Raw genomic sequence first — 24915 nt, 5'->3', positions numbered from 1 at the left:
GCGCAGGTCTGCCGGGGAACGGCGAGCCTTTACCTTGAAGCTGAACTCGAGGGTTGGCCCCGGGCCGGGTCATCGGCCGGGCCCGGAAACGCCTGCCGGCCGCCACTCCCGAGGGGTGGCGGCCGGCAGGCGGTGCTGGAGGCGAACCGGTGGCGGTTCCCCCTGCGGGTCCTAGCGGACCGTGGCAGCGACCCGTTCAGGAGCCTGTTCGGGGGCCGATGCCGCCTCCGGTGCCACGGCGGGGCCATGGGCGTCCGGTTCCAGGGAGAGCTCGTCGAAGGGCCGCTGGCCGGCGAGCACTGCACGGGTCTGCTCCATGTCGATCTCGCGCGTCCACTTGCCGATCAGCAGCGTGGCCACGGCGTTGCCGGTGAAGTTCGTCAGGGCGCGGCACTCGGACATGAACTTGTCGATGCCCACGATGACGCCCATGCCGTCGAGCAGCTCGGGACGGTGCGACTGCAATCCCGCGGCCAGCGTGGCCAGCCCGGCGCCGGTGACGCCGGCGGCCCCCTTGGAGGCGATGATCATGAAGACCAGCAGCGAGATCTGCTCACCGAGGTTCATCGGCATGCCCATGGCCGTGGAGACGAACAGCGAGGCCATGGTCAGGTAGATGGCCGTGCCATCCAGGTTGAACGAGTAGCCCGTGGGCACGGTGATGCCGACGACCGGCTTGGAGACCCCGGCATGCTCCATCTTGGCGATCAGGCGCGGCAGCGCCGACTCCGAGGAGGAGGTGGAGAAGATCAGCAGGTACTCGCGGGCCAGGTACTTCAGCAGGGCGAAGATGTTCAGGCCCGTGACGACCTTGAGCAGGCTGCCCAGGACGACGACGATGAACAGGGCACACGTCAGGTAGAAGGCCCCCATGAGGATGGCCATGGAGCCGATCGCGGCCCAGCCGGTGGCGCCGACGACGGCGGCGATGGCACCGAAGGCGCCGATCGGGGCCGCCCACATGATCATCATCATGAGCTTGAAGACGACGGCCTGGATGTTCTGGATGCCGTGCAGCACCGGCTCGCCGGCCTTGCCCATGGACTGCAGGGCGAAGCCGACCAGCAGCGCCAGGACCAGGGTGGGAAGCACGGGGATGTCCCCGGGGATCAGGCTCATCAGGAAGTCGACCAGACCGCCGTCGCCGCCGCCGGCCGCCGCCTTGTAGGGCTGCAGATGCAGCCCGGCACCGGGGTGGATCAGGTTGCCGACGACCAGGCCGATGGCCAGGGCGAACGTGGACATGGTGATGAAGTAGCCCAGGGCCAGGCCGCCGACCTTGCCGACGGTCGCGGCGCGGGCCACGGAGCCGACGCCCAGCACGATGGTGCAGAAGATGACCGGGGCGATGATCATCTTGATCAGCGCCACGAAGGCGGTCCCCAGCGGCTTGAGCGACTTGCCGACTTCGGGGAAGACCAGGCCGATGGCCGCGCCGAGGACGACCGCGACGATGACCATGATGTACAACCAGTGGGTCCTGTCCTTCTTGCGTGCCGGCGGTTGCCCACCGGTGCTCGGGCCCATCGCGGGCTTCCGTTCTTCTGGCTGCGCTGCCATGCCGACTCCTTGGGGGGTTCGTGTTCTGCTTCCACTCCATGGTGGTGGCGGACGTGACGACCCTCACGCTTGCGTTCATATTGTTCACACCGGTGCCGGTCGTGGGACGCTTAACGGTGGATGAAGGGGAGGACCGGCATGGCAGCGACGGCACATCCGGCGGGGACCCCTCGTGGCACGTATTCGCTGGCCACCCGGTTGTTCCTGGTCCAGCTCCTCCTCGTGGCGCTGGTGACCGCCGCCCTGAGCGCCACCAGCTATGCCAACGCCCAGTCCCGGGCACACGAGGCCACCGCCGACCGCGTCCTGAGCATCGCCGAGACCCTGGCCAACGACCCCTACGTGCAGTCCGCAGTCACCTCGCCGCACCCCTCGACGCTCCTGCAGCCCTACGCCCAGGAAGTCAACGCCATGGCCCACGTGGACTTCGTGACCATCATGGCCCCGGACCGCACGCGCTACACCCACCCGAATCCCGCGCAGCTCGGCCGGCACTACATCGGCAGCATCGACAGCGCACTGGCCGGAAAGAGCCAGGTCGAGCAGTATTCCGGGACGCTGGGTCCATCGGTCCGGGCGATCGCCCCGGTCTTCGACGACGACGGCACAGTGGTCGCCATGGTAGCCGTGGGCATCACGCTTGAGACCCTGTCCCTGTCCCAGGCAGCCTCCCTGCCGGCGATCCTCTGGGTCGCGGCAGCCGCCGTCGTCCTCGGGGGCATCGGCTCGTGGCTGCTCAGCCGCTATCTGCGCCGCGTTACGCTCGGTTACGCGCCGGAGGAACTGCGCAGCTTCTTCGCCTACTACGATTCGGCGCTGCATTCGCTGCGCGAAGGCCTGGTTCTCATCGACGAGAAGGGCCGCCTGGTCCTCTACAACGACCAGGCCGCGGACCTGTTGGGCCTGCCGCCGGCCGGGGCGTTGAAGCCGGTCCCGGTCGCCGGGTTGGGGTTGCCGGAGTCGGTCGCGGACCTCTTCGCCTCCGGACGGCGGGCCACCGACGAGATCCACCTGACCCGGGACCGCATCCTGGTGATCAGCCAGCAGCGTGCCACGCAGCCCGACGTCGGCCCCACCGCGAGCTTCCCGTTCCGCTGGGCCCCGTCGCTGCGGCGCGGGAGCCGCCAGGGCCAGGGCCCCTCCCGCTACCTGGGGACGGTGGCGACGCTGCGCGACCACACGGAACTGCAGGCGCTGGCCGGCGAGCTGGAATCGATGAAGACGCTCTCCGAGGCGTTGCGGGCCCAGACGCACGAGCATGCCAACCGGCTGCACACCGTGGCCACCATGATCGAGCTCGGCCGGGAACGGGAGGCCCTGCAGTTCGCCGTCCAGGACCGGCAGGAATCGCAGCGCCTGACCGACGAGTTCGTGCAGTCCATCGACGAGCCGTTCCTGACGGCGCTGATGATCGGCAAGGCCGCCCAGGCCCACGAGCGGGGCATCCGGTTGACCATGACGGCCAGCGGCGATCTGCTTCCCGGGTCGGTGGATGCCCGCGACCTGGTCACCGTGACGGGCAACCTCCTCGACAACGCCTTCGACGCGGCGGCCACCTCCGAGCAGCGCAGCGTGTGGGCGGATTTCTCGGCCGCCGACGGCATGCTCATCATCTCCGTGGCCGATTCGGGTCCGGGCGTGGACACGGACAACCTGGACGGGATCTTCCGCCTGGGCGCCTCGTCGAAAGGGCCCGGTGGCGGGCCGGGTGGCCGGGGGCTGGGCCTGGCCCTGGTGCGGCAGGCCGTGGCCCGGCTGGGCGGTACCCTCGAGGTGGAATCCGACGGCGGGGCGATCTTCACGGTCACCCTGCCCCTGGTGCCGCAGGTTCCCGGCATGAACCCTCCCGGAGGTGCCGCCGATGTCCGTTGAACGCGACCTGCGGGTGCTGGTCGTCGACGATGAGCCCCTGACCGCCCAGGCACACGCCGACTACGTGCGCCGGGTCCCCGGCTACAGCGTCGACGCGGTCGTGCTGACCGGCAACGCGGCGCTGGCCCGGCTGGAGGAGGCCGCCGCCGGCCCCGAGCCGGTGGACCTGGTCCTGCTGGACATGAACCTGGGCGACCTGCACGGCCTCGACGTCGCCCGGCGGATCCGCGGCCGGGGGTACACGGTGGACATCATGGCGATCACCGCCGTGCGGGATCTGTACGTGGTCAAGACGGCACTGTCGGCGGGGGTGACACAGTACCTGATCAAGCCGTTCACGTTCGCGACCTTCCGCGAGAAGCTGGAGAACCACCGGCGGTTCCGGCTCAACCTGGCCGACAAGGGCGGCCCGGCGACGCAGGCCTCGATCGACAATGCGCTGGCGGCCCTGCGCACGGTCGGGCCGACCCGGCTGCCCAAGGGGCTGCTGGAGGAAACGCTGGCGGCGATCTCCCGTGAACTGCAGTCCTCCGGCGGCGCGCTCTCGGCCACGGAGGTGGCCGAGCGGCTGGAGCTCTCCCGGGTGACAGCCCGGCGCTACCTGGAGTACCTGGCCGGGCTGGACCAGGCCGTCAAGTCCCCGCGGCACGGAACGCCGGGCCGGCCCGAGTACGAATACCGCTGGAAGTAGCCGCGGTGCGATCCGCGGTTCAGGCCACGGCGGAGAAGGCCACCACGCAATTCTGCCCGCCGAACCCGAAGGCGTTGGTCACGGCGTGGCGCACCGGCTGGTGCCGGGCCTCGTTGGGCACGTAGTCCAGGTCGCATTCCGGGTCCGGGTCGGCATAGTTGATGGTCGGCGGGACCGCGGCGTCGGTGATGGACATCAGGCACACCAGCGCACCCAGCGCCCCCGCGGCCCCGATCAGGTGCCCGGTCATCGACTTCGGGGCGGTGACGGCCAGCCGGGACGCGTGTGCCCCGAAGGCCCGGTGGATTGCCGCGGTTTCGGTGCGGTCGTTGGCCTGGGTGGACGTGCCGTGGGCACACACCAGGTCGATGTCCGACGGATCCAGCCGGGCCTTGGCGAGGGCGCGCGAGATGGCCTGGGACGCGTACGTGCCCTCCGGTTCCGGAGCCACGATGTGGAAGGCATCGTTGGTCATGGCGGCACTGGAGACCTCCCCGTAGATGCGCGCTCCCCGGGCACGGGCCTCGGAGAGCCGTTCGAGGGTGAAGACCACGGCCCCCTCGCCGAAGACGAAGCCGTCGCGGCCGGCGTCGAACGGGCGGCTGGCCTGCTGCGGATGCTCGTTGTTCCGGGACAGGCCCCGCATGGCCGACAAGCCGGCGAACATGACCGGGGTGATGGAGGCGTCGGCCCCGCCGGCGACGACGACATCGGCGGCCCCGGCGAGCAGCAGCTGGCGTGCCTCCAGCAGGGCGTGCGTGCCGCTGGCGCAGGCCAGGGCGCTGGCATTGACCGGTCCGTGGACCCCGAGGTCGATGGCGACCTCGCAGGCTGCCATGTTGGTCAACGACGAGGCCACGAAGCTCGGGCTGATCCGGCGCATCCCGGCGTCCTGCAGGGTGTGGGTGGCCTCTTCGATCCCGCCGAAGCCCGAGACCGCGCTGTTGATGACGACGGCGGCTTCCCGGTCCCCCAGCGACGCGCCCAGGCCGGCGTCGTCCACCGCTTCGCGGGCCGCGGCGATGGCCAGTTGCGTGCACCGCGAGGAACGGTTCATGCGCTTGACCGGCAGCAGGCCGGAGGGGTCGAAGCCCGTGACCTCGGCGGCGATGCGGGTGGGAAACCCGCTGGCGTCGAACTGGGAGATCGGCCCGACCCCGCTGCGGCCGGCCAGCAGCCCGTCCCAGGTCTCCCGCAGCGTCAGACCCAGCGGGGTGAGGGCGCCGATCCCCGTCACCACGACCCGGTCCGCACCCGGCCCGCTCATCGGGACCTTCCGTCCGCGGCGGGCCGGGCCGGGGCGTCGAACAGGCCGGCGGCATGGTCCTCCACGGCCTGCTGGGCCAGCCGGTAGTGCACCTTCTTCCCCGTGGCCGTCAGCGGCACCTCCTCGACGAACCGGTAGGCGCGGGGCCGCTTGAAGTCGGAGAGGTCGTGGCTGCCGAGGCAGTGGGCCTCCAAGTCCGCGACCGTCAACCCCGCGTCCTGGCGGATGACGTACGCGACCACCCGCTGGCCCCACCGCTCGTCGGGCAGACCCACGACCACCGAGTCCCTGACACCGGGATGCCGGTTGAGCAGTTCCTCCACCTGGACCGGGTGGACGTTCTCGCCGCCGGAGATGATCATGTCGTCCTTGCGGCCCACGATGGTGACGAAGCCGTCCTCGTCCCAGGTGGCCAGGTCGCCGGTGTAGAACCAGCCCTGGTGGAACTTCTCCTCGTCCTTGTCGGGGAGGTTGAAGTACCCGAAACCCGACTTGGCCGAGCGCATGATGACCTCGCCAGTCTCGGTGCCGTCACGGGGTGCCAGGTCGTCCGGTGTGGCCGGGCGGTCGTCGTAGATCCTCACGACGGCGACATCGTCGTCGGTGGACGAGCGTCCGGCGGTGCCGGCGTGGGCGGGTAGGTCCTCGGGCCGCAGGAAGGTGTTCCAGAACGTCTCGGTGGTGCCGTAGCCGTTGAAGATCCTCGGGGTCAGGACTTCCTGGTAGCGCAGCGCCGAGGCCCGGTCCAACGGGGCGCCCATCGTGACGATGCCGCGCAGCGGCGCCAGGTCGCGGGGACTGCGTTCCTGCTCCGTGGCGAGCATTTCCAGTGTGGCGGGCGCGCCGATGAGGAAGGTCAGGTGGTAGCGGTCCACCCAGTCCAGCGCCGTGGCCGCGTCGAACTGGCGCATCGGCACCACGGAGGCGCCGATGTAGAACACCGGGTTCGGTCCGCCGGAGTAGAGACCGCCGCGGTGGAACCACGGGGTCATGTTCAGGGTCCGGTCCTGCGGGGACAACGGGAAGTGCATGATCACGTCGTGCGCGCTCATCACCTCGACGATGGACGGCAGCGACACGCCCTTGGGGCGCCCCGTCGTCCCGGAGGTGTAGAGCCGGGTGGTCTCCTCGAACGTGGAGGCGTCCTGCCGCGGCTCCGGCAGGGCGGTGTCGGCGTCCCGCACGGCCTCGGCGAAGCCGTCGGCCCCGTCCACCGGCCCGTCGACGGCCAGCCGGTGGGCTCCGCAGTCCGCCAGTTCCAGCGCCTGCAGCGCCTCCGGGGCGACGGTGGCGTCGAAGACGAACACGCCGGGGGTGCTGTCGCGCAGGATCAGGGCCGCCTCCCCCGCCGCCAGCCGGTAGTTGATGGGCACGCCGACGGCCCCGAGCCGCTGGGTGGCGAGGTAGAGCAGGGCGAATTCGACGCCGTTGAACAGCTGGTACACCACCCGGTCGCCCGCCCCGATGCCCAGCCCGGCGAGCGCGGACGCCACCTGGTCCACCTGTGCCGCCAGGTCGCGGTAGGTCCAGTCGCGCCCCTCCACCGGGTCCACCAGGGCGGAGCGGTCCGCATAGCGGTCGGCATTGCGGCGGAAGCCTGCTTCGTAGGTGAACGCGTGCTCGAAATAGTCCCGGAGACGGGTCGGATCGTAGGCCATGCGTGCCTCCTCGTGGATGCTCGGCCGCGGCCGCGGGCCGGTGTTCCCGGACGGCGGCCGGGTACCAGCAGACTACTCCGTTCGGAGCCGGTTCCCGAGGGGTGCCGCGGTGCCTTTCAGGAGACGCGCAGGAACGGCAGCAGTGCCTCGATCACCGCCGGGTCCTCGATCGTCGAGGGCACGGAGTAGGCCTTGCCGTCGGCGATCTGGCGCATGGTCTTGCGCAGGATCTTGCCCGAGCGGGTCTTGGGCAGCGCGTCCACGACCCTGACCTGGCGGAAGTCGGCCACCGGTCCGATCTTCTGGCGCACCAGGGCCACGAGCTCGGCGGCCAGCTGCTCCTCGGTGGACTCCACCCCCGATTTCAGCACCACGAAGCCACAGGCCCGCTGGCCCTTGAGCTCGTCGGCCACGCCGATGACCGCGCATTCGGCCACGGCGGCGTGCGAGCCCAGGACCTGTTCGATGGCACCGGTGGAGAGGCGGTGCCCGGCCACGTTGATCACGTCGTCGGTGCGGCCCATGACGAAGAGGTAGCCGTCCTCGTCCAGGTAGCCGGAGTCCCCGGTGGCGTAGAACCCCGGGAACTGCTCGAGGTAGGCCGAGCGGTAGCGCTCGTCGTTGCCCCAGAGGGTGCGCAGGGTGCCGGGCGGCAGCGGCAGTTCCAGGGCGATATTGCCCTCCTCGCCCGTGCCGACGGGTTCGCCGAGGGCGTCGAGGATCCTCACGTGGTAGCCGGGCACCGGGACCGTCGGCGAGCCGGCCTTGATCGGCAGCTCCTCCAGGCCCAGCGGGTTGGCCGCGATGGGCCAGCCGGTCTCGGTCTGCCACCAGTTGTCCACCACCGGCACGCCGAGCACGCGCCCGGCCCAGTCGAAGGTGTCGGGATCCAAGCGCTCGCCGGCCACGAAGAGCGCGCGCAAGGACGAGGTGTCATGGTCGGCGAGCAGCCCCGCGTCGGGATCGGCCTTGCGGATCGCGCGCAGCGCCGTCGGGGCGGTGAACATGACGTCGACCCCGTGCTCGGCCACCACCCGCCAGAACGCCCCGGCGTCGGGGGTTCCGACCGGCTTGCCCTCGTAGAGCACCGTGGTGGCCCCGGCGATCAGCGGGCCGTAGACGATGTAGGAGTGGCCCACGACCCAGCCGACGTCGGAGGCGGTGAACATGGTGTCCCCGGCGTTGACCCCGTAGATGTTGCGCATCGACCAGGCCATGGCCACCGCGTAGCCGCCGGTGTCTCGGACCACGCCCTTGGGCGAGCCGGTCGTGCCGGAGGTGTAGAGCACGTACAGCGGGTCCCCGGCGGCCACGTCGACGGGTCCGGCCGGTTCGGCCGCCGCGGCGAGGTCGTCCCAGTCGTGCCACCCCGAAGCCGTCCCGCCGAATTCGGAGCGGTCGTGTTCGAACCCGTCACGGTGGTGCACGACGACGGTATCCACCTGGTGCGACGCGGTGTCCACCGCCTCGGCGACCGCGGGCAGGTACTCCACGCGCCGGGCCGGCTCGACTCCGCCGGTGGCGGTGACGATCGCCTTCGGGCGGCAGTCGTTGATCCGGGCCGCCAGTTCCTTCGCCGCGAATCCGCCGAAGACCACCGAGTGCACCGCGCCGATCCTGGCGCAGGCGAGCATCGCGATCGCCGCTTGCGGGATCATCGGCAGGTAGAGGATGACCCGGTCCCCCGCCTCGATCCCGAGGCCGCGCAGGACCCCGGCGAACCGGGCCACTTCGTCCAGCAGCTCGGCGTAGGTGTAGGCGCGGGTGGTTCCCAGCACCGCGGAATCGTAGACCAGCGCCGCCTGGTCGCCGCGGCCGGCGGCGACGTGCCGGTCCAGCGCGTTGGTGGTGATGTTGAGCCGACCGTCGGGGTACCAGCCGTACAGCGGTGCCCGGGAGGCGTCCAGCCCACGGGTCGGCTCGGTGTTCCAGTCCACGAGCCCGGCGGCCTCGAGCCAGAAGGCGGCGGGATCCTCGGTGCTGGCGGCATACGTCTGTCGGTAATCCGGTGTCATCGCGACTCCCACTTCGTCGGGCTGGTACGCGGCCACTCTATGGGGCACATCACAGCGATACAAGAGTTTGTATACACGAAAATCGAAGAATCAGCAGATCGGCCGGAATAATGCGGACGCCATGGCAAACGAACCGTCTTTCTGTATACACTGACGGCATGAAGGCAAGCGACAAGGCCTATGCGGCGCTGCGGCGGGATATCGTCTCGTGGGCACTGCCGCCGGGCACCGTGCTGGGCGAAGTCGAGCAGGCCGAGCGCCTCGGCGTCTCCCGTACGCCCCTGCGCGAGGCCCTGTCCCGGCTGGCGGCCGACGGCCTGGCCGTGGCGCAACGCGGCCGCGGGGTCGTCGTCTCGGATGTCTCGCTCGACCACGTCGACGACCTGTTCTCCCTGCGCCGCGCCCTGGAGGTCGAAGCCGCCCGCAGTGCAGCGCGCGCCGGGGACGCCGCGGTGTTCGAGGACCTGGCCGCCGAATTCGACGCCGCGTCCGCGGCACTCGACGCACCGGCCGAGCGCGACGCCTACTATGCCCTGGCCGGGGGCCTCGATGCCGCCATCGAGGCGGCGGCCTCCAATCCCTACCTGGCCCAGGCCCTGCACGGCCTGCGCGTCCACCTGGCCCGTCTGCGCCGTCTTTCCCACGACGCCCCGGACCGCCTGCGGGAGTCGGCACGCGAACACGCCCAGATCGCCCGGGCCATCGCCACCGGTGATCCCGGCCTGGCCGCGGCCGCCACGATGCTGCACCTGCACAACAGCCTTGACCACATCCGATCCCATGCCCTACCGAAAGAGGCCACCGCATGATCAACCACCCCGTCCGCGTCTACCGCTCCGAGGAAAACCTGCCCCGCGAGGACCAGCTGGCCCACAAGATCGCCACCGTCGCCGCCGATCCGGTCGACGTCACCGCCGAGGTCACCGACATGGTCATCAACCGCGTGATCGACAACGCGTCGGTGGCCATCGCCTCGCTGAACCGCGGGCCCATCGTCGCCGCCCGCTCGCAGGCGCTGGCCCACGCACCGAGCTCCGGCGGCAGCGGCGCCTCCATCTTCGGCATCACCGAGAAGGCCTCCCCCGAATGGGCCGCCTGGGCCAACGGCGTGGCCGTGCGCGAGCTCGATTACCACGACACCTTCCTGGCCGCCGAATACTCCCACCCGGGCGACAACATCCCGCCGATCCTAGCCGTCGCCCAGCACACGGGTGCCTCCGGCAAGGACCTGGTCCGCGCCATCGCCACCGGCTACGAGATCCAGGTCGACCTGGTCAAGGCCATCTGCCTGCATGCGCACAAAATCGACCACGTCGCCCACCTCGGCCCCTCGGCCGCAGCCGGCATCGGCACGCTGCTCGGGCTGGACGTGGAGACCATCTTCCAGGCCGTCGGGCAGGGGCTGCACACCACCACCGCGACGCGCCAGTCACGCAAGGGCGAGATCTCCACGTGGAAGGCCCACGCCCCGGCCTTTGCGGGGAAGATGGCCGTCGAGGCCGCCGACCGCGCGATGCGCGGGCAGACCTCCCCGGTGCCGATCTACGAGGGCGAGGACGGCGTCATCGCCTGGCTGCTCGACGGCCCCGAGGCCGCCTACGAGGTCCCGCTGCCCGAGGCCGGGGAGGCCAAGCGCGCGATCCTCGATACCTACACCAAGGAACACTCGGCCGAATACCAGGCGCAGGCGTGGATCGACCTGGCCCGCAAGCTGCACCGCGAGCACCCCGAGGCCACCGACCCGGCGAACGTGGCGAGCGTGCTGATCAAGACCAGCCACCACACCCATTTCGTCATAGGATCCGGCGCCAACGACCCGCAGAAATACGATCCCACCGCCTCACGGGAGACGCTGGACCACTCGATCCCGTACATCTTCACCGTCGCACTGCAGGACGGCGCCTGGCACCACGTGGACTCCTACTCCCCCGAGCGCGCCGGCCGCCCCGACACCGTCGAGCTCTGGCACAAGGTCACCACCGAGGAGGATCCCGAGTGGACCCGTCGCTACCACTCGCTGGACATCTCCGAGAAGGCGTTCGGCGGCTCGGTGGAGATCACCCTGCACGACGGCACGGTCATCACCGACGAGATCGCCGTCGCCGACGCCCACCCGCTGGGCGCCCGCCCGTTCGCCCGCGAGCAGTACATCAACAAGTTCCGCACCCTGGCCCAGGGCCTGGTCGAGCCGGCGGAGATCGACCGGTTCCTCGCCGCGGCCGAACGCCTGCCGGAACTGGCCGCCGGCGAACTCGACCAGCTGAACATCGTCGCCGCGCCGGGGGTCATCGACGCGGCCGCCGCACCGAAGGGACTGTTCTAGATGCTGTATTCCACCACCACTCCCGAAGCCAAGCGGCGCACGCTGCGCGAGCTGCTGGTCCCCGGGACCGCCCGGCAGTTCCCCGGGGCGTTCAACCCGCTCTCGGCCCGGCTGATCGGCGAAAAGGGGTTCGACGGCGTCTACATCTCCGGTGCCGTGCTCGCCAACGACCTGGGCCTGCCCGACGTCGGCCTGACGACCCTGACGGAGGTCGCCTCCCGCGCCGGACAGATCGCCCGGATGACCGACCTGCCGGCCATCGTCGACGCCGACACCGGATTCGGCGAACCGATGAACGTCGCGCGCACCATCCAGGAACTGGAGAACGCCGGCCTGGCCGGCTGCCACATCGAGGACCAGTTCAACCCGAAGCGCTGCGGGCACCTCGACGGCAAGAACGTCGTGGACCTGGACACCATGGTCAAGCGCATCGCCGCCGCAGCCGATGCCCGCCGGGACCCGAACTTCCTGATCATGGCCCGCACCGACGTCCGGGCCGTGGAGGGGCTGGACGCGGCGGTCGACCGGGCCAAGGCACTGGTCGACGCCGGCGCGGATGCGATCTTCCCGGAGGCCATGAAGGACCTCTCGGAGTTCGAGGCCGTCTGCAACGCCGTCGACGTGCCGGTGCTGGCGAACATGACCGAGTTCGGCAAATCCGACCTCTTCACCCGCCAGGACCTGGCCGATGCCGGCGTCGCCCTGGTGATCTACCCCGTGACCCTGCTGCGCAGCGCCATGGGCGCTGCCGAACGCGTGCTCGACGCCCTCCGCGTCGACGGCACCCAGCAAGGACAGGTCGACCAGATGCTGACGCGCACCCGGTTGTATGATCTGGTGGACTACGAGGCCTACAACCGCTTCGACACCGGGATCTTCAATTTCCAGGTCCCCGGACTGGACATCGACGGCAACAACGCGAACCTTCCCGCGGGTGCAAAGGAGCAGCAACCATGAGCGACACCGAGACTGACATCAAGAAGGGCCTGGCCGGCGTCGTCGTCGACTACACCGCCGTCTCCAAGGTCAACCCGGACACCAACTCGCTGCTCTACCGCGGCTACCCGGTCCAGGACCTGGCCGCCTCCAAGAGCTTCGAGGAGGTCGCGCTGCTGCTCTGGACCGGCGAGCTGCCCAGCGCGGCCGAGCTGGAGGAGTTCACCGCCTACGAACGCGCCAACCGCGCCCTCGAGGACAACGTGAAGGCCGCGGTGGACCTGCTGCCGACGGACTGCCACCCCATGGACGTGGCCCGCACCGCGGTTTCGGTGCTGGGCGCCAACCATCCGCTGGCCGAGGATTCCTCCCCGGAGGCGGAGCTGGAGAAGGCGAAGTCACTGCTGGCCCGCTTCCCGGCAGTCGTGGCCTACGACCAGCGCCGCCGCCGGCAGCAGCAGCCCGTCGAGCCGCGCGAGGACCTGGACTACTCGCAGAACTTCCTGTGGATGACCAACGGCGAGGAGGCCGCCCCCGAGGTCGTGGACGCCTTCCGCGTCTCGATGGTGCTCTACGCGGAGCATTCCTTCAACGCCTCCACGTTCACCGCCCGGGTCATCACCTCCACGCTCTCGGACATGCACTCGGCCATCGTCGGGGCCATCGGCGCCCTGAAGGGCCCGCTGCACGGTGGCGCGAACGAGGCGGTCATGCACACCTTCGAGGAGATCGGCATCCGCAAGGACGAATCCCGCGAGGAAGCCGCCGCCCGCGCCAAGAAGTGGATGGAGGAGGCCCTGGCAGCGAAGAAGAAGGTCATGGGCTTCGGGCACCGCGTCTACAAGAACGGAGACTCGCGCGTGCCCACCATGAAGGGCGCGCTGGATGCGATGATCGAGCACTTCGGCCGCGACGAGATCCTGGGCCTCTACGACGGGCTCGAGGCCGCCATGTCCGAGGCGAAGAACATCAAGCCGAACCTGGACTACCCGGCGGGTCCGACGTACCACCTGATGGGCTTCGACACCCAGATGTTCACGCCGCTGTTCATCGCCTCGCGGATTTCGGGCTGGACCGCGCACATCATGGAACAGCGCGCCAACAATGCGCTGATCCGCCCGCTCTCGGCCTACAACGGCCCGGAGCAGCGCGAACTCTGAGCCCGCACTGCCGGCACCACGGCCCGATCGGCGCCCGCGGCACCTGCCGCGGGCGCCGTCGCGTCCAGACGGGTTCCAGGCGGCGTTCAGCTGGGTTCAGCTCGGTTCAGCCGGCGGACGGAGGGGTCACGCCCCGTGAGGCGCGGTCTCGGGACGGGGCACCGCCGTGTAGCGGGCGACCGCGAGGTTGTCCTCGGCCAGCACGACCTCGGCATCCAGTTCCCCGCCGTGCAGCAGCGGCAGCAGCCAGCGCGGCGAATCGTCCCACATCCGCTCCGCCGGCAGCCGGTCCACGGGATGCCACGCCGGGTCCAGCTCATCGGACGGCGTCGCGGTCCCGCTGAAGGCGCAGGCCCGGAAGACGGTGCAATGCATGTCGGCGAGCGGATTGGCCGGGAAGGTGAAGCGGATGGTGGCCACCTCCGCCAGGGCCGCCGGCTCGGCGACAAGCCCGGTCTCCTCGCGAAGCTCGCGCACGGCGGCATCCACCGGCCGCTCCCCCGGCTCGATCTTGCCACCGGGCAGCACGAAATTGCCCCGCCCGAAACCGCGCAGCTTGTGCCCAAGCAGGACCTCGCGGCGTGCGGCCGGACCGCGCTGGAGCAGGCAGAGCACGACGGCGGTGCCCGGTCGGCCCGCGGCCGCGGACTCAGGCACGGGCCCGGGGATGGGCGGCGGCGTAGACCTCGCGCAGGGTCTGGGCGTTGAGCATCGTGTAGACCTGCGTGGTGGTGACCGAGGCATGGCCGAGCAGTTCCTGGACCACGCGCACGTCGGCTCCGCCTTCGAGCAGGTGGGTGGCGAAGGAGTGCCGCAGCGTGTGCGGGGAGACGTCCTTGCCGATGCCCGAACGGTCGGCAGCGGCCTTCAGCACCGACCAGGCCGACTGCCGGCTCAGCCGACCGCCGCGCCGGTTCAGGAACAAGCCGGGCGTTCCCTGCCCCTTGGCCGCCATGCCCGGCCGGCCGCGGACCAGGTAGGCCTCCAGCGCCTCTGCGGCGTAGGACCCCAGGGGCACCACACGCTCCTTGGAGCCCTTGCCGAAGAGCCGGACGACGGCGGGCCCGTCTGCGGGCCGCTTGAGATGCAGGTCGTCGACGTCGAGTCCAACGGCCTCGCTGATGCGGGCCCCGGTCGAGTAGAGGAACTCCAGCAGGGCGCGGTCGCGCAGCCCCGGCGGCGTGTCGGTGGGGACCGACTCGAGCAGAGCGGTGACCTCGGCGATGCTGATGGCCTTGGGAAGCCGTTGTCCGGCGGCCGGCGGATGCAGATCGGCGGCGGGGTTGTCGGCGGTCAGCCCCTCCAGGGCCCAGAACCGGTGCAGGCCGCGCACGGCGACGATGCACCGCGCGGCGGACCGGGGGCTGAGCGGGGCGCCACCGTCGGCTCCATCGCGCAGGGACTGGGCGAAGCCGGTCAGGTGGTGGCGGGTGATCGCCGCGGCCGATGCGACCTCCTGCCCGGCCAGGTACAGGGCATAGCGCTGCAGGTCCCGGCGGTAGGCGGCGACGGTGTTCGCGGCCATCCCCCGCTCGACGGCGACGTGCTGGAGGTAGGCAGCGAGCTCGCGAGCCAGCGCTGGAGGAACCTCCTCCCGGTTCCCGGCGGCTGCCGGGTCCGGTGTCACGGCCGTGGACATCTGGGCACCGGTCCCTAGCCGCTCGTGGACCGGAAGCGGGGGTGGGCCGTCCAGGGGGTGTCGGCCGGCCGCAGGCCGGTGAACCCGCGGGAGCGGGCGGATGCGGCGGCCAGCAGCCCCGCGACGGCGGAGGGGTTGTGGATCCGTCCCTCCAGCACGGCCTGCACGGCCTCGTCCAACGGAACCCAGCGGCTCTGCATTTCCGCTTCCTCCTCGGTGCGCTCGAAGCGCTCGTGGTGCGGGACATCGGCCGGCTGGCGGGCCAGGTAGATGCGCAGCGCCTCGCTGGAGGACCCAGGGGAATTAAACATCTCCACCAGGACGTCCCAGCGGCCAGCGGTCAGGTCGGCTTCCTCGGCCAGTTCGCGGGCGGCGGCGTCGAGTGGGTCCTCGTCGCGCACGTCGAGCAGGCCCGCCGGGATCTCCCACAGCTGCATGCCCACGGGGTGGCGGTACTGCCGGACCAGCAGCACGCGTTCCTGGTCGTCGAGGACGAGCACCGCCACGGCGCCGGGGTGGTCGATGTAGTCGCGCACCAGCGGTTCGCTGTCGGCCGACAGCTCGAAGGTATCCTGCACGACGTCCCAGATGCGCCCGGAATAGGGCGTCTCGGAGCCCAGCACGCGGCGCGGGCTGGGTTCGTCGCCCAGCGCCGCGCCGTGTGGACCGTGGTGGGCCATGGCCTACCGACCGGCCTTCTGGTGCTCCAGCCCGGCCTTGACCAGTCCCGCGAACAGCGGATGCGGGCGGGTCGGGCGGGAGCTCAGCTCCGGGTGCGCCTGCGTGGAGACGTAGTACGGGTGCGCCTCGGCGGGCAGCTCGACGAACTCGACGAGCTTGCCGTCGGGCGACGTGCCGGAAAAGACGAGTCCGGCGTCCTCGAGCTGGGCCCGGTAGCCGTTGTTGACCTCGTAGCGGTGGCGGTGGCGTTCGGCGACCTGGGTCGTGCCGTAGGTGCTGGCGACGACCGTCCCCTCGCCGAGCGCGGCGTCGTAGAGTCCCAGGCGCATGGTGCCGCCCAGATCGCCCTTGCCGGCGACGATGTCCTCCTGCTCGGCCATCGTGGCGATGACCGGGTGCTGGGAGTCAGGTTCGAACTCGGTGGAGGAGGCGTCGGCCAGCCCGGCGACGTTGCGGGCGTACTCGATGACCATCGACTGCAGGCCCAGGCACAGGCCCAGTGTCGGCAGACCGGTTTCCCGCGCGTACTTCAGCGCGCCGAGTTTGCCGTCTAGGCCGCGGATCCCGAAGCCGCCGGGGACGCACATCGCGTCGACGCCGTGCAGCGCCTTCTTCGCCCCGGCTTCGGTGGCGCATTCGTCGGAGGGGACCCAGCGGATCTTCACCCGCGTCTCGTTGGCGAACCCTCCGGCACGCAGGGCCTCGGTGACCGAGAGGTAGGCGTCGGGCAGGTCGATGTACTTGCCGACCAGGGCGACCTCGAGCTCGTGGTCCGGGTGGTGCACGGCGTGCAGCAGACGGGTCCACTGCGTCCAGTCGACGTCCTTGAACTTCAGGCCCAGCGACTGCACGATGTGGGCGTCGAGGCCCTGGTCGTGGATGATGACCGGGATGTCGTAGATGCTCGGGGCATCGGCGCAGTTGATGACCGCCTCGGGGTCGACGTCGCAGGTTCGGCCGAGCTTCTCGCGCATCTCGGTGGGGATCTCGCGGTCGGAGCGGATCACCAGGGCGTCGGGCTGGATGCCGATGGAGCGCAGGGCGGCCACGGAGTGCTGGGTCGGCTTGGTCTTCAGCTCGTGGGAGGGGCCGATGTACGGGACCAGCGACACGTGGACGAAGAACACGTTGCCGCGCCCGACGTCCTGGCGGACCTGGCGGGCGGATTCGAGGAACGGCTGCGACTCGATGTCGCCGACGGTGCCGCCGATCTCGGTGATGATCACATCTGGTGCCTTCTCCGACTCGGCGGGCAGGCGCATCCGACGCTTGATCTCGTCGGTGATGTGCGGGATGACCTGGACCGTGTCGCCCAGGTAGTCGCCGCGGCGTTCCTTTTCGATCACCCGGGAGTAGACCTGGCCGGTGGTCACGTTGGCGGATCCGTCGAGGTTCTCGTCCAGGAAGCGCTCGTAGTGGCCGATGTCGAGGTCGGTTTCGGAGCCGTCGTCGGTCACGAAGACCTCGCCGTGCTGGAAGGGGTTCATCGTGCCGGGATCCACGTTCAGATAGGGATCCAGTTTCTGCATCGTCACCGTGAGGCCACGGGCCCGCAGGAGGTGGCCCAGGCTCGAGGCCGTCAGCCCCTTTCCGAGGGACGAGGCCACACCACCGGTGACAAAGATCTGCTTGGTAGTTTCGGACCGGGACTTGGAAATTGTTCGCTGCACCACGGAATTCGAGCCTATCATCTATTCGCCGGACGGGTTGTCGCCACTCTACTGCCCGGAGCCCGGCCCGCCAGACGCCATCTGGCACCGGCCGGTCCCCCGCAGGGCCTACATGGCCTGTCCGGACAGGGCCAGCCGCGCGCCTTCGAGCAGTTCCTCCGCGTGGGCCTGGGCCGTGTCGGAGTGTTCCTGCCCGGCGAGCATGCGAGCCAACTCGCGCACCCGGTCGGCATCGTCGAGCCGGACGACGTCGCTGGCCGTGAAGCCGGCGCCGTCTCCTGCCTGGGCGTCGGAGGTCTTGATCACGCGTATGTGGCGTTGGGCGTAGGCGGCGACCTGCGGCAGGTGGGTCACCACGATCACCTGGACGTGCCGGGCGAGCATGGCCAGCCGCTTGCCGATCTCCACGGCGGCTTTGCCCCCGACCCCCGAATCGACCTCGTCGAAGACGAAGGTCGGCACCGGATCGGTTTCGGCCAGCACGACCTCGATGGCCAACATCACCCGCGACAGCTCGCCGCCCGAGGCGCCTTTGCCCAGCGGCCGCGGGGCGCTGCCGGCGTGTGGCTGCAGCAGCATCGCGATGTGGTCGCCGCCGTGCCGGGCCGGCTCGTCGAGATCGGTGACCTCGACGACGAACCGGGCATCGGGCATGGCCAGCGCCGCCAGTTCGTCGCTGACGCGGGCCGCCAGGCGCAGTGCCGCAGCCCGCCGCATGTCTCCGAGGGTCTTGGACTGTTCCGCCAGGCGGTCCTGCAGACCCTCCAGCTGGGCCTGCAGGGCCTCGACGCGGCCGGAGTCGTCCTGCAGGTCCATGTGGCGCCTGCGGGCCGTCTCCGTCCAGCTGATCACCTCGTCGATGGTGGGCGCATACTTGCGGATGAGCTGGTTCAACGCCGCACGCCGTTCCTCGACCTCGGCGAGCCGGCCGGGCCCGTCGCCGTCCAGGGCGGCGAGGTAGCTGCCCAGCTCCATGGTCACATCGGCGACGAGGATGCCGATCTCGTTGACGCGCGTCCCGAGGGCCCTCAGTTCGGGGTCGTCGTCGGCGACCATCTCCAGGGCGCGCTTGGCCGCGTCGACCAATCCGACGGCGTTGGGCTCCTCGCTGAACTCGTCGCCGGTCAGTGCCCCATGGGCCGTGACGGCGGCCGAGCGTAGGCCCTCGACGTTGGAGAGCTTCTGCGCTTCGGCCTTCAGGTCCTCGTCCTCGCCGGGGCGCGGGTCGACGGCGTCGATCTCCTCGAGCGCCGCCTGCAGCGATTCGGCCTCGCGGACGCGTTCACGCGAGGCGGAGGTGATCTCCTCCAGCTCCGCCGACGCTGCCTTCCACGTGTCGAAGGTCCCCTGGTAGGCGGCCAGCGCCGCGGCCAGTTCCGGGCCGCCGAACTTGTCGAGCGATTCACGTTGGGCCACGGCGCTGCGCAGCCGGAGCTGGTCGCTCTGGCCGTGTACGGCCACCAGGTGCGTGCCGAGCTCCGAGAGCAGACCCACCGGCGCCGAGGTGCCGCCCACGGCGGCCCGGCTGCGGCCTTCGGCACTGAGGATGCGGGCCAGGATCAACTCGGTATCGCCGTCGTGCTCCTCCAACAGGGCACCGCTCTCCTCGGCGCGGGACAGGGCCGGGCTGCCGGCTGGCAGGCGCAAGGTGGCTTCGGCCACGGCGTGCTTGGCGCCGTGGCGGACGGCCCCGGCGTCGGCGCGGTTGCCCAGCAGCAGGCCCAGCGCGGTGACGACCATCGTCTTGCCGGCGCCGGTCTCACCGGTCACCACGGTGAACCCGGGGTCCAGTTCCAGGGTGGCCCGGGTGATGACACCGAGGTCGGAGATGCGGATCTCCTCGATCATGGGTGCTGCTCCGTCTCGGGACGCGGTTGGTAGTGCCGGGGTTCGACGACCTGCAACGGCGGGTCGATGATCGGCAGGGCCGACGTGGCGGTGTCCCGGTGGCTGTCGGACACGGGGCCGCGCCAGCCGGTGGTCGGCAGCTCGAACTTGCGCACCAGCCGCTCGCTGAACGGGGTGCGGTTCACCCGGGCCAGCCGGACGGGTTTTGGTGACCGGGTGACCTCGACGCGCGATCCCGGCGGCAGGTCCAGGGTGCGTCGGCCATCGCACCAGAGCACTCCCTCGGCGTCGGTGCGCGAGAGCAGCTCGATGGCCATGGTCGAGGTCGGGGCGACGACCAGTGGCTTGGCGAACAGGGCGTGGGCGGAGATCGGGACCATGATCAGCGCCTCGACCCCGGGCCAGACCACGGGGCCGCCGGCGGAGAATGCGTAGGCCGTCGAGCCGGTGGGCGTGGCCATGACCATCCCGTCGCAGCCGAAGGTGCTGATGGGCCGGCCGTCGACCTCCATCACCACCTCGATCATGCGTTCGCGGTTGGCCTTTTCCACCGCGGCCTCGTTCAGCGCCCAGGTGTGGGCGATCCGCCGGTTGCCGAGCCAGACTTGCACGTCGATGGCCATGCGTTCTTCGACGACGTAGTGCCGGTTGACCACCCAGTCGACGGTCTGCCGCAGGTCGGCGCGCTCGCTTTCGGCCAGGAAGCCGACGTGGCCCAGGTTGACCCCGAGCAGCGGCACTGCCGATTCGCGGACCATTTCGGCGGCGCGCAGGACGGTTCCGTCCCCACCCAGGACCATGCCCAGGTCGATGTCGCCCAACGAGGCGTCTTCGCCCAGGATCTGTACTTCCAGGCTCCGCCCGTCCGGGGCGTTGTGCAGGTTGCGGACCTCATCGCGCCGCATGACGGGGATGAGGCCGGAATCGCGCAGCCGAAGACAGGTATCCAGCGCCGCCCGGAGGGCGTCTTCCCGCCCGGTATGCGCCAGGACCAGTATTCGTCTCATGCGTTCCTTCCCTTGTGAACCTACTTCACGGTAGACGAAGGCGTGCCCGTCGGCGGGGCCGGACACGGGGCGTGCGGCCGAAACGGGTGTCCCTCAAGAATAGTCAACATCGTCCACTCCGTGCTCCCCGGCGCCTGGCTGGGGACATCTTCCGGGCCCGGGGACCCGGAGCCGGAGGAAGAACTCCACGTTGCCGTCCTGCCCGGGCAGGGGGCTGCGGGCCAGTCCGGCCAGCACCGTTCCCGCTGCTTCGGCGGCCTCCACCACCCCGTGGACGGCCCGGCGCCGCAGCTCGGCGCTGGTCACGACGCCGGTGCGCCCCAGGTTGTCACGGCCCACCTCGAATTGGGGTTTGACCATGAGCACCAGGTCGCCGCCGGGGCGGGTGACGGCGGCCAGCGGCCCGACGACGAGGCGCAGCGAGATAAAGGACAGGTCGGCGACCACCAGGTCGACCGAGCCGCCGATCAGCCCGGGAACCAGGGTGCGTACGTTGAGCCCCTCGTGGACGTCCACCCGAGGGTCGTTGCGGATCTGGTCGACGAGCTGGCCGTGTCCGACGTCGACGGCCACGACCCGGTCGGCGCCCCGGCGGAGCAGCACGTCGGTGAATCCGCCGGTGGAGGCGCCGGCGTCCAGGCAGCGCAGGCCGCGGACCTGTATGTCGTCGAAGGCGTCCAGCGCTCCGGCGAGCTTGTGCCCGGCACGACTGACGAACTCCTCGTCCCCGGCGTCCTGCACGGCCAGTCGATCGGTCGGGGCGACCTGTTTCGCGGCGCGTGCTGCCGTTGCGCCGTTGACGTCCACGCGTCCCGCGGCGATGAGTTTGGCTGCGTGGGTGCGCGAACGGGCCAGACCGCGGGCGACGAGTTCCTGGTCGAGCCGGCTCATGCGCCAGCGGGGTCGTCGTCGAGGACGCGGCGGAGCCCTTCGTGGATGGCTGCGTAGACGGCCTGGTGTTCGCCGACGGGCAGGTCGTCCAGCTGCTCCAGGGCCTGGAGCTGGGCGTCGACGTCCGGGTCGCCGGTGGGGCCGATGCCGGGTGCGCCGGGCTCGTGGTTCATGGTGTGTCCTCCTGGCAAGGTCCAGCGGCGTGGGCGCCGCAGCGCGCGTTACGAACTGAAGGTGATCTCCGGCGTCGTGCGTTCGGTCGTTCGGGGATTGGCGTACCACCAGGCGCAGCAGGCGGCGCGCCAGGCGTTCAGGTCGCCCCGCTCCCCCGTCACGGTGATGGTCCCGCCGTCGACGCCGGCGCGCGCCGCGCCGCAGACGATCTGCTTGCCGGTGGCCTGCACGACCGGGTAGTCCGCGTAAAGCTCGGAGAGACCGGCAAGGATGTAGCGCGGACGCTGGTCCGACGGTGCGCCCAGGACCGATTGCGGATCATCGACGCCGGTCAGGACGACGGCGGTGGCGAATCCGGCCCGGTTGCCCCCGAGGATGTCGGTGTCCAAGCGGTCGCCCACGACCAGCGGACGCGAGGCCTCGAGCTGTTCCGCGGCAACTTGGAAGAGCAGCGGTTCCGGTTTCCCGGCGACGATCGGCGTGGCGTCCGTCGCCGCCTGGACGGCCTGGACCAGGGAGCCGTTGCCGGGGGCGATGCCGCGGGCGCGCGGTATGGTCAGGTCCGTGTTGGTGGCCACCCAGAGGGCGCCGGAGTTCACGGCGTGCGACGCCTCGGCGAGGTCGCGCCAGTTCACGTCCGGGTCGAACCCCTGGATGACGGCGGCCGGGGAATCCTCGGACGATTCGGCCAGGGCCAGGCCCCGGGCGACCACGCAGTCCCGCAGATAGGCGCTGCCGACCACCAGCACCTTGCTCTTGGCCGGGATCCGTTCGGCCAGCAGGTCCGCCCCGGCATCGGCCGACCCGAACACCGTGCCGGCATCGGCCGGTGCCCCGAGTTGGCGGATGTGCCGGGCCACGACCTCGGGCGAACGGGACGCGTTGTTGGTGATGTAGGCGAGTTCGACGCCGGCACCAGCCAGCTTCCCGAGGGCCTCGGATGCCCCGCTGATGGCGTCGGCGCCGAGGTAGACGACGCCGTCCAGGTCCGAGAGGACGGCGTCGAATGCGGAGATCAGCATGGAGTCGCCCTACCCCTACTTGTCGGAGTCCGCCGGGTCGGCCGAACCGTGGTCCCCGCGCGGCTCGTCCTCGTCGGTCTCGCCGGCCTGCGGCACAGCAGCGCTCTCGTCAGCGGCGCTCTCGTCGGCGGCGCTGTCGTGGGCCGTGCTGGCCGCGTCGGCTTCCGCGGCGTCGTCCTCCTCCGCGTCGTCCTCCTCCGCCGTGGCAGGTGCAGCGGCCTCGTCGTCGACCTGCGTAGCCGGAGCGGACGTGGTGTCGGATGCCGGATTCGTGCCGGCGTCGTTCACGAGATCCCGTGCCCGCGGCTTGCTGCCCGGCGTTTCGTCGTCGTCGTCGTCTTCGCCCAGGTCCATGATGTCGGGATCGGAGAATTCCCCGACGCCCAGTGCCCGTTCGGCCAGCGAGATCTGGCGTCGCCACAACTCGGCCTCGCCGTTTTTGCCCAGGGCCTCGAGCGCCATGGCGTACGCCTCGAACAACCGTGGGCTGAAGGAGAATGCTCGGTTGATGTCCAGCTGCGGGATCTGCAGTTCGGCCAGCGCCGCTTCCCGGTTGCCCAGGTCGGACTGCGCTCCGGAGGCAACGATGGCCATTTCGACCCGACCTGGCGTATCCAATGACGCGGCTTCCTCGCTGTGGGCGGTTTCCAGCGCCTTCTCGGGCTTGCCCAGACCGCGTTCGCAATCAGCCATGACCGGCAGGTGGATGTTCGAACCGCTGATCCGCCGGAACGTGCGGAATTCGCGAAGTGCCTCGGCGTAGTTGCCTGCGGTGTAGGCCGTCAGGCCCACTGCTTCACGAACTACGGCGACGCGCCCGCCACGACGGCTTGCAGCCATCGCGTGCTCGTATGCGATATCCGGGTCGATGTCGATCAGCCGCCCCGCCATGACCAGGTGCTTCGCCACCCAGTCGAAGTTCTTTTCATCCAGGTACCGCAGCTCGGCACGGGTGATGCGGTCCAGCTCCTTGCCTGTGACGTCGGGGTCGATCTCAGGCGAGCGTGGGCGGTCCGAACGGTTGGACACCCGGAGATCGGCGGGATTGTGCGCCGGGCGCTCGCCCTCTTCCAGGCCGGGGAAGTTTCGGCGCGTGTCGTCGCCGCGGTTCAGCTCACGGGGGGCCCGGTCATCGCTTTTGCCGCGGAACCCATCGTCGTTGCGCTTGGGCTTGCCGCGGAATCCCTGGCTCTGGCGGTCGTCGCGTCCGCGTCCTCCTGCATTGCGGTCGTTCCCGCCGCGGAAGCCGCCCTCGGAACGCTCGCGGTTGCCACGGAAACCGCCATCGTTGCGGTCATTGCCGCCACGGTATCCACCTTCGCGACGGTCGTTGCCGCCACGGAAGCCGCCCTCGGAACGCTCCCGGTTGCCACGGAAACCACTGTCATTGCGGTCATTGCCGCCACGGTATCCGCCTTCGCGACGGTCGTTGCCGCCGCGGAAGCCGCCTTCGCGACGGTCGTTGCCACCGCGGAAGCCACCCTCGTTGCGGTCGTTGCCGCCGCGGAAGCCACCTTCGCGACGGTCGTTGCCACCGCGGAAGCCACCCTCGTTGCGGTCGTTGCCACCGCGGTATCCACCCTCGTTGCGGTCATTGCCGCCACGGTATCCGCCTTCGCGACGGTCGTTGTCGCCGCGGAAGCCACCCTCGGAACGCTCCCGGTTGCCACGGAAACCGCCATCGTTGCGGTCATTGCCGCCACGGTATCCGCCTTCGCGACGGTCGTTGTCGCCGCGGAAGCCACCCTCGGAACGCTCCCGGTTGCCACGGAAACCGCCATCGTTGCGGTCACTGCCGCCACGGTATCCACCTTCGCGACGGTCGTTGCCGCCGCGGAATCCGCCTTCGCGACGGTCGTTGTCGCCGCGGAAGCCACCCTCGGAACGCTCCCGGTTGCCACGGAAACCGCCATCGTTGCGGTGATTGCCGCCACGGTATCCACCTTCGCGACCGTCGTTGCCGCCGCGGAATCCGCCTTCGCGACGGTCGTTGCCGCCGCGGAAGCCACCCTCGGAACGCTCCCGGTTGCCACGGAAACCGCCATCGTTGCGGTGATTGCCGCCACGGTATCCGCCTTCACGACGGTCATTGCGATCGTTAGCCCGGGGCCCCTTGGACTTGTCGTCCCTCGGGCCTCGGAAGTTATTGCGTTCGTCAGCCACGGTGGCCGTTCCTCTCTAAGATCCGGCCGCGCCGCATCTGGGTTACATCTTGGGTCCTCGGAAGGCTCCGAAGGGGTTCTAAGCTCATTCAATCTTAGACGCATACTCATCTCGGCTCGCCCGGAGGAGGTGCGCCGTACTTTAACCGACTGTCGGGCCGTTAACGAGTTGAGGCCCTCAACCTGGGGTTGAGGGCCTCAACTTCTAATTGTGGTCCGGCGGCGTCCTACTCTCCCACACCCTCCCGAGTGCAGTACCATCGGCGCTGTGGGTCTTAGCTTCCGGGTTCGGTATGGGACCGGGCGTTTCCCCCACGCTATGACCGCCGTAACTCTTCT

At 70.2% G+C, this 24915-nt stretch carries 21 protein-coding genes and 1 rRNA gene; 7 read left to right on the top strand and 15 right to left on the bottom strand.

Annotated features, from left to right (window positions below; all coding sequences use genetic code 11):
- Positions 1-171: 171 nt before the first annotated feature.
- Complete coding sequence (locus AB8M85_RS13455; protein ID WP_372699348.1) at positions 172-1560, bottom strand: cation:dicarboxylate symporter family transporter; 1389 nt, start codon at positions 1558-1560, stop codon at positions 172-174.
- Between the two features lie 138 nt (positions 1561-1698).
- Here AB8M85_RS13455 and AB8M85_RS13450 point away from each other — a divergent pair, with 138 nt between their 5' ends.
- A complete protein-coding gene (locus AB8M85_RS13450) occupies positions 1699-3432 on the top strand; it encodes an ATP-binding protein (protein WP_372699347.1) in 1734 nt (577 codons plus the stop codon).
- Positions 3422-4123, top strand: coding sequence for a response regulator (locus AB8M85_RS13445; RefSeq protein WP_372699346.1), 702 nt, complete (start codon positions 3422-3424; stop codon positions 4121-4123). Before AB8M85_RS13450 ends, AB8M85_RS13445 begins: the two co-directional genes overlap by 11 nt.
- A 19-nt stretch (positions 4124-4142) precedes the next feature.
- Here AB8M85_RS13445 and AB8M85_RS13440 read toward each other — a convergent pair whose 3' ends face one another.
- The 3 genes from AB8M85_RS13440 to AB8M85_RS13430 form a co-directional block, all read right to left on the bottom strand.
- Positions 4143-5390, bottom strand: a complete 1248-nt coding sequence (locus tag AB8M85_RS13440) for a beta-ketoacyl synthase (RefSeq protein ID WP_372699345.1) — start codon at positions 5388-5390, stop codon at positions 4143-4145.
- Complete coding sequence (locus tag AB8M85_RS13435) at positions 5387-7048, bottom strand: class I adenylate-forming enzyme family protein (protein ID WP_372699344.1); 1662 nt, start codon at positions 7046-7048, stop codon at positions 5387-5389. Before AB8M85_RS13435 ends, AB8M85_RS13440 begins: the two co-directional genes overlap by 4 nt.
- 116 nt (positions 7049-7164) lie before the next feature.
- Positions 7165-9063 (bottom strand): propionyl-CoA synthetase, encoded by a 1899-nt coding sequence (locus AB8M85_RS13430; protein ID WP_372699343.1) that lies wholly within the window; start codon positions 9061-9063, stop codon positions 7165-7167.
- Positions 9064-9221: 158 nt separating this feature from the next.
- Here AB8M85_RS13430 and AB8M85_RS13425 point away from each other — a divergent pair, with 158 nt between their 5' ends.
- From AB8M85_RS13425 to AB8M85_RS13410, 4 genes are read left to right on the top strand one after another with little or no spacing between them, the layout of a single operon-like run.
- On the top strand, positions 9222-9872 hold the full coding sequence (locus AB8M85_RS13425) for a GntR family transcriptional regulator (protein WP_372699342.1): 651 nt from the start codon (positions 9222-9224) through the stop codon (positions 9870-9872).
- Positions 9869-11386, top strand: a complete 1518-nt coding sequence (locus tag AB8M85_RS13420; RefSeq protein ID WP_372699341.1) for an MmgE/PrpD family protein — start codon at positions 9869-9871, stop codon at positions 11384-11386. The genes AB8M85_RS13425 and AB8M85_RS13420 overlap by 4 nt, the downstream gene beginning before the upstream one ends.
- Positions 11387-12343: a methylisocitrate lyase gene (prpB, locus tag AB8M85_RS13415; RefSeq protein ID WP_372699340.1), complete on the top strand. Its 957-nt coding sequence runs from the start codon at positions 11387-11389 to the stop codon at positions 12341-12343.
- A complete protein-coding gene (locus AB8M85_RS13410; RefSeq protein WP_372699339.1) occupies positions 12340-13482 on the top strand; it encodes a bifunctional 2-methylcitrate synthase/citrate synthase in 1143 nt (380 codons plus the stop codon). Before prpB ends, AB8M85_RS13410 begins: the two co-directional genes overlap by 4 nt.
- 126 nt (positions 13483-13608) lie before the next feature.
- On the opposite strand, the gene AB8M85_RS13405 is transcribed toward AB8M85_RS13410, so the two are convergent.
- The 10 genes from AB8M85_RS13405 to AB8M85_RS13360 all read right to left on the bottom strand — a co-directional run bounded on the left by AB8M85_RS13405 (position 13609) and on the right by AB8M85_RS13360 (position 23107).
- On the bottom strand, positions 13609-14139 hold the full coding sequence (locus tag AB8M85_RS13405; RefSeq protein WP_372699338.1) for an 8-oxo-dGTP diphosphatase: 531 nt from the start codon (positions 14137-14139) through the stop codon (positions 13609-13611).
- The gene (gene xerD, locus AB8M85_RS13400; RefSeq protein WP_372699337.1) at positions 14132-15121 is read right to left on the bottom strand and encodes a site-specific tyrosine recombinase XerD; all 990 of its coding nucleotides are present in this window, start codon (positions 15119-15121) and stop codon (positions 14132-14134) included. Before xerD ends, AB8M85_RS13405 begins: the two co-directional genes overlap by 8 nt.
- 14 nt (positions 15122-15135) lie before the next feature.
- A complete protein-coding gene (locus AB8M85_RS13395; RefSeq protein ID WP_372699336.1) occupies positions 15136-15801 on the bottom strand; it encodes an NUDIX domain-containing protein in 666 nt (221 codons plus the stop codon).
- A 3-nt stretch (positions 15802-15804) separates the two neighbouring features.
- Positions 15805-17493, bottom strand: coding sequence for a CTP synthase (locus tag AB8M85_RS13390; protein WP_372699335.1), 1689 nt, complete (start codon positions 17491-17493; stop codon positions 15805-15807).
- Positions 17494-17580: 87 nt separating this feature from the next.
- Positions 17581-19320: a DNA repair protein RecN gene (gene recN, locus AB8M85_RS13385; protein WP_372699334.1), complete on the bottom strand. Its 1740-nt coding sequence runs from the start codon at positions 19318-19320 to the stop codon at positions 17581-17583.
- On the bottom strand, positions 19317-20327 hold the full coding sequence (locus tag AB8M85_RS13380) for an NAD kinase (RefSeq protein WP_372699333.1): 1011 nt from the start codon (positions 20325-20327) through the stop codon (positions 19317-19319). The genes recN and AB8M85_RS13380 overlap by 4 nt, the downstream gene beginning before the upstream one ends.
- A gap of 93 nt (positions 20328-20420) precedes the next feature.
- Positions 20421-21218 carry a TlyA family RNA methyltransferase gene (locus AB8M85_RS13375; RefSeq protein WP_372699332.1) on the bottom strand — a complete coding sequence of 266 codons (798 nt, stop codon included), beginning with the start codon at positions 21216-21218 and terminating at the stop codon, positions 20421-20423.
- On the bottom strand, positions 21215-21391 hold the full coding sequence (locus AB8M85_RS13370; protein WP_372699331.1) for a hypothetical protein: 177 nt from the start codon (positions 21389-21391) through the stop codon (positions 21215-21217). Before AB8M85_RS13370 ends, AB8M85_RS13375 begins: the two co-directional genes overlap by 4 nt.
- A gap of 48 nt (positions 21392-21439) precedes the next feature.
- Positions 21440-22414: an HAD-IIA family hydrolase gene (locus AB8M85_RS13365; protein ID WP_372699330.1), complete on the bottom strand. Its 975-nt coding sequence runs from the start codon at positions 22412-22414 to the stop codon at positions 21440-21442.
- Between the two features lie 15 nt (positions 22415-22429).
- Positions 22430-23107: a hypothetical protein gene (locus tag AB8M85_RS13360; RefSeq protein ID WP_372699329.1), complete on the bottom strand. Its 678-nt coding sequence runs from the start codon at positions 23105-23107 to the stop codon at positions 22430-22432.
- A 9-nt stretch (positions 23108-23116) separates the two neighbouring features.
- On the opposite strand from AB8M85_RS13360, the gene AB8M85_RS13355 reads away from it, so the two are divergent.
- Positions 23117-24769 (top strand): hypothetical protein, encoded by a 1653-nt coding sequence (locus tag AB8M85_RS13355; protein ID WP_372699328.1) that lies wholly within the window; start codon positions 23117-23119, stop codon positions 24767-24769.
- Between the two features lie 21 nt (positions 24770-24790).
- Here the strand turns inward: AB8M85_RS13355 and rrf are convergent.
- Positions 24791-24907: ribosomal RNA gene (gene rrf, locus AB8M85_RS13350) — 5S ribosomal RNA — on the bottom strand.
- Positions 24908-24915: the final 8 nt, after the last annotated feature.

This window comes from Arthrobacter sp. JSM 101049, assembly GCF_041679245.1.
In the GTDB taxonomy this organism is placed as follows: domain Bacteria; phylum Actinomycetota; class Actinomycetes; order Actinomycetales; family Micrococcaceae; genus Arthrobacter_H.
This window is presented reverse-complemented; position numbering and strand designations above follow the sequence as displayed.

Excerpts from the sequence above, each read along its gene's own strand:
- AB8M85_RS13455 (WP_372699348.1), bottom strand. The coding sequence starts at position 1,560 with ATGGCAGCGCAGCCAGAAGAACGGAAGCCCGCGATGGGCCCGAGCACC.
- AB8M85_RS13450 (WP_372699347.1), top strand. The coding sequence starts at position 1,699 with ATGGCAGCGACGGCACATCCGGCGGGGACCCCTCGTGGCACGTATTCG.
- AB8M85_RS13445 (WP_372699346.1), top strand. The coding sequence starts at position 3,422 with ATGTCCGTTGAACGCGACCTGCGGGTGCTGGTCGTCGACGATGAGCCC.
- AB8M85_RS13440 (WP_372699345.1), bottom strand. The coding sequence starts at position 5,390 with ATGAGCGGGCCGGGTGCGGACCGGGTCGTGGTGACGGGGATCGGCGCC.
- AB8M85_RS13435 (WP_372699344.1), bottom strand. The coding sequence starts at position 7,048 with ATGGCCTACGATCCGACCCGTCTCCGGGACTATTTCGAGCACGCGTTC.
- AB8M85_RS13430 (WP_372699343.1), bottom strand. The coding sequence starts at position 9,063 with ATGACACCGGATTACCGACAGACGTATGCCGCCAGCACCGAGGATCCC.
- AB8M85_RS13425 (WP_372699342.1), top strand. The coding sequence starts at position 9,222 with ATGAAGGCAAGCGACAAGGCCTATGCGGCGCTGCGGCGGGATATCGTC.
- AB8M85_RS13420 (WP_372699341.1), top strand. The coding sequence starts at position 9,869 with ATGATCAACCACCCCGTCCGCGTCTACCGCTCCGAGGAAAACCTGCCC.
- prpB (WP_372699340.1), top strand. The coding sequence starts at position 11,387 with ATGCTGTATTCCACCACCACTCCCGAAGCCAAGCGGCGCACGCTGCGC.
- AB8M85_RS13410 (WP_372699339.1), top strand. The coding sequence starts at position 12,340 with ATGAGCGACACCGAGACTGACATCAAGAAGGGCCTGGCCGGCGTCGTC.
- xerD (WP_372699337.1), bottom strand. The coding sequence starts at position 15,121 with ATGTCCACGGCCGTGACACCGGACCCGGCAGCCGCCGGGAACCGGGAG.
- AB8M85_RS13395 (WP_372699336.1), bottom strand. The coding sequence starts at position 15,801 with ATGGCCCACCACGGTCCACACGGCGCGGCGCTGGGCGACGAACCCAGC.
- AB8M85_RS13390 (WP_372699335.1), bottom strand. The coding sequence starts at position 17,493 with ATGATAGGCTCGAATTCCGTGGTGCAGCGAACAATTTCCAAGTCCCGG.
- recN (WP_372699334.1), bottom strand. The coding sequence starts at position 19,320 with ATGATCGAGGAGATCCGCATCTCCGACCTCGGTGTCATCACCCGGGCC.
- AB8M85_RS13380 (WP_372699333.1), bottom strand. The coding sequence starts at position 20,327 with ATGAGACGAATACTGGTCCTGGCGCATACCGGGCGGGAAGACGCCCTC.
- AB8M85_RS13375 (WP_372699332.1), bottom strand. The coding sequence starts at position 21,218 with ATGAGCCGGCTCGACCAGGAACTCGTCGCCCGCGGTCTGGCCCGTTCG.
- AB8M85_RS13370 (WP_372699331.1), bottom strand. The coding sequence starts at position 21,391 with ATGAACCACGAGCCCGGCGCACCCGGCATCGGCCCCACCGGCGACCCG.
- AB8M85_RS13365 (WP_372699330.1), bottom strand. The coding sequence starts at position 22,414 with ATGCTGATCTCCGCATTCGACGCCGTCCTCTCGGACCTGGACGGCGTC.
- AB8M85_RS13360 (WP_372699329.1), bottom strand. The coding sequence starts at position 23,107 with ATGGCTGATTGCGAACGCGGTCTGGGCAAGCCCGAGAAGGCGCTGGAA.